This window comes from Azospirillum sp. B4 (assembly GCF_000333275.1).
In the GTDB taxonomy this organism is placed as follows: Bacteria; Pseudomonadota; Alphaproteobacteria; order Azospirillales; family Azospirillaceae; genus Nitrospirillum.
Map to the genome: position 1 here is coordinate 1 of NZ_BACU01000049.1, position 1216 is coordinate 1216.

The 1216-nt window shown below is 71.6% G+C and carries 2 protein-coding genes; both read left to right on the plus strand.

Going from position 1 to position 1216, the window contains the following annotated elements:
* Positions 1-337 precede the first annotated feature (337 nt).
* Positions 338-499: a hypothetical protein gene (locus I55_RS36735; protein WP_159107090.1), complete on the plus strand. Its 162-nt coding sequence runs from the start codon at positions 338-340 to the stop codon at positions 497-499.
* Between the two features lie 8 nt (positions 500-507).
* On the plus strand, positions 508-1216 hold a 709-nt coding region (locus I55_RS02025), incomplete at its 3' end, for an HlyD family secretion protein (protein ID WP_252180981.1).

Consider the following 1216-nt stretch of genomic DNA (forward strand, 5'->3'; position numbering starts at 1 on the left):
CCCTCCATTTCAGGTCCGGGCCCGATCGCCCGGTGTCGGAAATGGGAATACCCCCGTCGGCCGCGGCGCTGTAGCCGGTCCCCGCTCTCATCATTTTGGAAGTAAATTCACAAGTAGAAGCCCCATCCCCAGCCTGCCCCGCTTCCGGCCGTTCGCCAGGGGCCGGGTTGGTGGCACTCGACCGATCCTGAGGTTTCGCGTGGGGCGGCCCTTAGCGGCCGATCAATGCCTCGGGGGTTGTAAAAAATAGCAGGGACGGTGTCGGTATCCGGTGGCGCCGTTCGTCGTTCCGACAGACGCGCTGTCGAGGCAAGCATCCGCCGGGGAGGCCACCGCCATGGGCGTGGCCAAAGCGGCCGGCGACGCCCTGGCCCTGCGCCGCCATCTGGCCGAGGCGCCGACGGTGACCGACGCCCTGGCCCTCTACAGCCATGACCGCTGCGCCGCCGGCTCCGCCATCGCCGCCTATGGCCGTCGCCTGGGCGCCAGCCTGGAGTGACCTAACCGATGGATGCCGTTACCACCCCCACCCTGCCGCCCATTCGCAACCCCTGGCTGGCCCCCTTGCTGCGCACCGCCGTGCTGGCGGCGGCCGGCGCCCTGGTCTGGACGGTGGCCGGCCATTGGGACCGCTGGATGGGCGCCGCCCGCCACCAGTCCTCCGCCGACGCCTACGTCACCGGCGACCTGACGCCCTTGTCGGCCAAGGTGTCCGGCTACATCCAGGCCGTCGCGCTCGACGACTTCCAGAGGGTGCGCAAGGGCGACCTGATCGCCCTGATCGAGCCGTCGGACTATCGGGCGCAGCTGGATTTGGCGGAGGCGGGCGTGGCGTCCGCCCAGGCGGCGCTGGCCAACCTGGCCAACCAGCGGGACGTGCAACGCGCCCTGGTCAACCAGGCGCAGGCAGCCATCGCCGGCGCCGCCGCCGACGTCACCCGCACCCGCCTGGAAGCGGCGCGCCAGCGCGACCTGCTGCGCACCGGCATCGCCGGCACGGGCCAGAAGGTGGAGCAGGCGGACGCCGACGCCGCCAAGGCAGTGGCGCAGGCACAGCTGGCCGCCGCCCAGTTGGCGCAGCAGCAGGCGCAACTGGCCGGCCTGGACGTGCAGGAGCGGCAGCTGACGGCCCAGGTGCGGGCGAATGAAGCGCAACGGGATCTGGCGCGCGACAACCTGGCCTATACCCGCGTCGTCGCGCCGGCCGAACGGGATG